Source organism: Methylobacterium sp. J-026, from assembly GCF_022829585.1.
Classification (GTDB): Bacteria; Pseudomonadota; Alphaproteobacteria; order Rhizobiales; family Beijerinckiaceae; genus Methylobacterium.
Genome location: NZ_JAKSYC010000112.1, coordinates 1 through 5,286, shown reverse-complemented (window position 1 = coordinate 5,286; position 5,286 = coordinate 1). Strand labels below are relative to the sequence as shown.

5 protein-coding genes are annotated in these 5,286 nt (G+C 58.8%); 4 read left to right on the top strand and 1 reads right to left on the bottom strand.

Features of this window, described 5'->3' with window-relative positions; translation table 11 throughout:
- The first annotated feature begins 337 nt into the window (after positions 1–337).
- The 3 genes from MKK69_RS10845 to MKK69_RS10835 all read left to right on the top strand — a co-directional run bounded on the left by MKK69_RS10845 (position 338) and on the right by MKK69_RS10835 (position 2,248).
- Positions 338–1,003, top strand: a complete 666-nt coding sequence (locus MKK69_RS10845) for a recombinase family protein (RefSeq protein WP_243967824.1) — start codon at positions 338–340, stop codon at positions 1,001–1,003.
- Positions 1,004–1,205: 202 nt separating this feature from the next.
- Entirely contained in the window at positions 1,206–1,892 is a 687-nt protein-coding gene (locus MKK69_RS10840) for a ParA family protein (protein ID WP_243967823.1), read from the top strand.
- A complete protein-coding gene (locus MKK69_RS10835) occupies positions 1,892–2,248 on the top strand; it encodes a stability/partitioning determinant (protein ID WP_243967822.1) in 357 nt (118 codons plus the stop codon). Before MKK69_RS10840 ends, MKK69_RS10835 begins: the two co-directional genes overlap by 1 nt.
- Positions 2,249–2,440: 192 nt before the next feature.
- Here MKK69_RS10835 and MKK69_RS10830 read toward each other — a convergent pair whose 3' ends face one another.
- The gene (locus tag MKK69_RS10830) at positions 2,441–3,619 is read right to left on the bottom strand and encodes an acyltransferase family protein (protein ID WP_243967821.1); all 1,179 of its coding nucleotides are present in this window, start codon (positions 3,617–3,619) and stop codon (positions 2,441–2,443) included.
- A gap of 163 nt (positions 3,620–3,782) precedes the next feature.
- On the opposite strand from MKK69_RS10830, the gene MKK69_RS10825 reads away from it, so the two are divergent.
- Entirely contained in the window at positions 3,783–4,799 is a 1,017-nt protein-coding gene (locus MKK69_RS10825) for an acyltransferase family protein (protein WP_243967820.1), read from the top strand.
- The last annotated feature ends 487 nt before the right edge of the window (positions 4,800–5,286 follow it).

The following is a 5,286-nucleotide window of genomic DNA, read 5'->3' as shown; positions in this document are numbered from 1 at the left end:
GGAAAGCTTCGCCCATATCGGCGAGGGCAAGGGCGGCTACTGGGAGGACCAGGGCTACGCTTGGTACGCCGGCATCTGAGCCGAAGGATCGGACGTGAGATGCGCAACCAGATCCTTGCCAGAAGGGTCTGTAAGCGAGCCCGATGCAACAGGCCGGGACCAGCCGTTGGGCTGCATCCCGGCCTCGCGCACTCCCGACCGCACCGCGGCGGATAATCCTGAGATGGGCTCGAGACCGGTTCCGGGAAGCCGCTGTGTGTCGCCGGCGTCCTCGCGGGTCTGTGTTTCATCCGGTTAAACGTCCGTTCGATCGGACGTAACACCCAGCGAAATCAGCATGGCTTCCGCTTTCGTCTCCTATCTGCGCGTCTCGACGGAGCGGCAGGGTCGATCCGGCTTGGGGCTGGAGGCGCAGCGGGGGGCCGTAGCCGACTTCCTCTCGGGCGGCTCCTGGCGCCACGTGGCCGAACTGGTCGAGGTGGAGAGCGGGTCGCGGGACAACCGCCCTCGCCTCTCGGAAGCCATGGCGCTCTGCCGGCTGCACGGGGCCACGTTGGTTATCGCCAAGCTCGACCGGCTCTCCCGTGACGCGGCTTTCCTCCTGAACCTGCAGAAGGCTGGCGTGCGGTTCGTGGCGGCCGACATGCCGGAGGCCAACGAACTGGTGGTGGGCATCATGGCCGTGGTCGCCCAGGCCGAGCGCAAGATGATCTCGGCCCGGACCAAGGCCGCGCTGGCGGCCGCCAAGGCGCGGGGCGTGCGGTTGGGTAAGCCTGAGAACCTGTCGAACCGCGAGGCCGGCCAACTACGCGGGCGGGAGCGACAAGTGTGGCGAGCAACGGAGCGAGGCCAGGACCTAGTGCCTGTCATCGCGGCCATGCGATTGGAGGGTGCCGTATCGCTGCGCCAAATCGCGGCGGCGCTGAACGCGCGGGGCATCCCGGCGGCCCGCGGAGGGGCGTGGTCGGCCGCTCAGGTCCAGAGGGTGCTGGCAAAGACGTGAGATTGCCGTGTTCCGCCTCGACCCAATGAGCCTGACGGTCTACTAGGTAGCTACCAGCTAATATTAGCTACTAGGAAGCTAGCCGGTAGCCTACGGCTGACAAGTGATACTGGATAGCTATCGGCTAGCGGGAGGTATCTGTTAGCTACTTGTTAATTTACGCCTGATGTGCTGCGTAGAGCCATTTAAGCCCGGAGGAACCATGCCCGTCATCGCTTTTGCAAACCCGAAGGGCGGTTCCGGGAAATCGACCAGCGCCTTACTATTGGCGACCGAACTGGCCACCAAGGGGGCGTCTGTCACCATCATCGATGCCGATCCGGAGCGCTGGATTAGCCAGTGGGCGAAGCTGCCAGGCAAGCCTAAGAACATCACCATCATCAGCGATGTTACCGAGGAGAGCGTGGTCGACGCCATCGATGCTGCTGAGCGCGACGCCGCGTTCGTCATCGTCGATCTGGAGGGCACGGCTAGCTTGTTAGTAGCCAACACCATTGGCATGGCCGATTTGGTAGTGATCCCGACGCAGGGATCCAGCATGGATGCGAAGGGCGCGGCCAAGACCATCCGCCTTATCCGCAACTCGGAAAAGCTGTCTCGCCGGCGGATCGCCCATGCGGTCCTGCTCACACGCACCGGAGCAGCCGTAACCTCCCGTGCTCTGCGCAACGTGCAGGAGCAGCTGCAGGCCGGTGGCATCGCCATGTTCGAGACGGCGATCGTGGAGCGAGCCGCCTTCAAGGACCTATTTGATTTCGGCGGCACGCTGGCGGGGCTTGCAGCAGCACAGACAGGCAATCTCGAAAAAGCGATCCAGAACGCTCGCGAGTTCGCGGGGGAGGTAGTGTTGAAGCTCAAGGTAGCAGCGAACGAAAGGTCGGCAGCGTGATGGCCGGCAAAGAGCGGGCCTCGCTGGGGTTCGGTGACGAACTCGATGACATCGATCCCTCGGCCTGGGCCAAACCAAAATCTCGGGACGGCAAGCCTACCGCCGAGGTAACGAGGCAAGCAGCCGAAGCGATGGGCTTTCGAAGCCGGGAGCCAGCGAAGATCGAGCAGGCGGCAGTGACGCCTCGACTTCAGCGCCGCCGCCGGACAGGCCGTACGGCTCAGCTGAACCTCAAGCTAAAGCCAGAGACAATCGACGTTTTTACCCGCGTCGCGGACGCGCAGGGCTGGGGCCTCGGTGAGGCGTTCGAGCGCGCTGTCGAGCTGCTGGAGCAAAGCAGTGCTAAAGAAAAATAGCTGGTAGCTACCAGCTTGCTTGGGCTGCTGACCTCGCCCGGCTCAAGGATCAGTCGGGCCACCGGGATCCGCGGACCGTGGTCGGCTACATCCGGCGGGCGAATGCCTTCAAGGGGCACTCGGGGAGCGGGTTTCTGTGAGAAATACCGATGATCGGCATTTCGCAGTCATCGTGGTTGAGGAGCAAAATCCCTATCGAGTCGGCGATGTGCATACGAGCGTCGCCCTATACGCTACGACCTCATCGTCTGGCGTCCGGCCTTCGGACGTTGCTTGTAGTAGATGCGGTTCGACCCACCATGAAAGGCATGCAGCAATCCCGAGGCTCACTAAGCTCGACCCTAGGATCATAGCGACGCGGACTGAAGGTAGCTCGGCGTTGGCTGGCGCATAGGTGCTGGCCATGTATAGGACTGGCATGTGGACGATGTAGAGTGGGTAGGATAGCCGCCCAAGTACGCTACACCAACGCTCCTCGCCGTAATTACGGCGACTGGTGATAGCAGCAGCGACGATCGCCGGGCTCACGAGCAGGACCGCGATCAAATCGGCCCAGGCCGGCGCCGCATCCGCCGGAACAGCATAGATGATCGCGCAAATGAGTAGCAGGGCCGGCAATCGAACTGTCAGGACAGCCGTGCTGCAGATCTCGTTAACGTGTGCAGCCAACAGCAACCCGACGCTGAAGCCGAACGCAGCGCGGATCAGGTCGAGCCATAAAGTCGCTGTCTGACCACCAAGCAAAAGAGGATATCCTGCGGCCCGGGCACCGCCGAGCGCGCAGGCCGCAACGCATGTGACTACGAAAAGTGTCGCTTTCGATAGTCGCCGCAGGATGATGGCGTACAAGACGTTAACCACTGCCTCAGCCATCAAAGACCAGGATGGGCCGTTGAGCGGGAAAACGGCTTTGGTGTCGTCGCGTGGGATCGGAATGAGTAACGCCGCGCAGAGCAGCAGAGCACCGATAGCGAGGTAGGACGCAAGGTCAGCGTGAGGGCCGAGCATGACCGCAAAACAGCTGGCTCCGAGAAGCGTGCCTGCCGCATACAGCGGGTACAATCGCTTGAAACGTGCGGCGGCAAACGCCCTTGATGACCACCCCGACCGCAACCGCGCTCCATACGCGCGATCTACGACGAAACCACTCATCACGAAAAATACGTCGACCGCCAACGAGCCGTGACCCATTACACTAGGATCGTGCAGGTAGATGCCACAATGAAACAACACAACGGCGATCGATGAGATCCCACGGAGGGCGTCGAGCGCTACGTATCGTTCATGTTGCAGAGCCATCCGTCTAGATTGAGCACGAAGCTTAATTTTCTGTAAAAATTCTATCTTCGAAACTGTTGTGATGCTCCTCACGGCGAAAAAAAGCTCCTAACACACAAATTAGCAGCGTTCCAAATCTGTCCGATTAAAACAATCCATTCATTAGCGAAAAATTTAATTTCAGACTTTCGTCCATCTACATAATTGCAAGGATTTGATACTAAATTACCGGTTTCTGGTCCTATCAGAAGCCTCGATGCCGCAAGCAGTGGATACAATCCGTGATACGCACCTCGATGCCGCACGCGGCGTTGGCATTTTCCTCGTCATCTGCGGCCATTTGCTAGAACCGACCTTCTTGGAAAACGGCAGCATCACTGCCGGTCCGGCGTTTGCACTTTGGCGGATCATCTACGCGTTTCATATGCCGTTCTTTTTCTTAGTCTGCGGTATGACTGATAGAATTATTGGACTCAAACGCTCATCTAGTGAGAGTGCCGTTTTCTTGGAATTTGTTTTCACTGCAATAGTTTTCAGCATTATTGCGTACATTCCTCAATTTTTGCTCGGCAATATATCGATAAGCGACGTTTTGTTATGCCATATACTGGGTCAACGACTTGGACTGGCCCCCCTTTGGTTCTTGATTGCCCTAGCAATGGTGCGGTTCACTTACAGTTTAGCCTCAAAGATGGTCGATGGCGTAGCGTTCTGGGTCGTCATAGCCGTGTTCCTTGCACTCTCAATCTTCTCCGCCAATTCTCAATATAAGGTTTGGTACTTTCAATCTATATTTGGCGCTCTCCCATTTTACGTTTTTGGACGTTTGATGATTGCAGATTTTCTCAAGGTTCGGGTAATATCGGGCTTATGCGGACTACTCATTCTCCTAGCCTGCTCATCTCGAAATTTTGTTCACCTGGCAGCGGGAGAGTACGGTGACATAGGGTTTTTTGCAGCAAGTGCCCTCGGCGGGTGTTGTTTCGCGTTGGCGGTGATTTCATCGATGCACGGCGTGGCCCTATCGGTATCTGTTTATTTAGGACGGCACAGCTTTGAGTTATTCATCATGAGCGGCATTGTCCTCACCGCATCGCCTATGATGCGAGAAATGGACAATGCTGCTGGCATATTTCTCATTTTGTTACTGGGCGTACCAGTGCAGATCACCCTTGCTAGGCTTCTGCGGCGACCAATCATAGCCATCAGACGTGCGGTGCAGATCGCGATCGAGGTGGGGCGCCAGCACACTTCCGCGCCTGCTCGTGTTTGAACTTCGCTATAAGCGATCGATACATTCGACGTTGATGCGGGCCGGATCCCGTGACGACGTGGTTCGGCCCTGTGCCGTTCGGCGTTCGCGCCGGAGCGACGGCTACTGTGTAGCGCGCGGTGGCGGCGACGTGCCCGCGGTGAGTGCTGAGGGTGTTCGGCAGACAACCGCGGACGCTGAGCAGTTCGTCGGCATCGAGTTGGCTGATGCGTTCGCAAGCAGATTGCTCGATGCTGCGCCCATCGCATTTTGAATACAATCCGCTGGACGAGCATCGCCCGAGGAGCGTTTCTCCACGCCCCCGGGGTTTGTCATGCGCTTCGTGCCCGTTTGTTGTCCGCACTGTGGGTTATCGTTCAGCGTCGTCGTGTCTAACCAACACCGCTCCGCGCGCGTCGATCGGGAGGCCTGGCGTAGGATCTGTCCGCGTGCCTGTGAGGCCATGGAGCCGCGGCTATGCAACGATTTCCGCGCGGTGGTCATGTCG

What these genes read in the sequence shown, in the direction of transcription:
- MKK69_RS10845 (WP_243967824.1), top strand. Translation starts at nt 338, where the DNA reads ATGGCTTCCGCTTTCGTCTCCTATCTGCGCGTCTCGACGGAGCGGCAG.
- MKK69_RS10840 (WP_243967823.1), top strand. Translation starts at nt 1,206, where the DNA reads ATGCCCGTCATCGCTTTTGCAAACCCGAAGGGCGGTTCCGGGAAATCG.
- MKK69_RS10835 (WP_243967822.1), top strand. Translation starts at nt 1,892, where the DNA reads ATGGCCGGCAAAGAGCGGGCCTCGCTGGGGTTCGGTGACGAACTCGAT.
- MKK69_RS10825 (WP_243967820.1), top strand. Translation starts at nt 3,783, where the DNA reads ATGCCGCAAGCAGTGGATACAATCCGTGATACGCACCTCGATGCCGCA.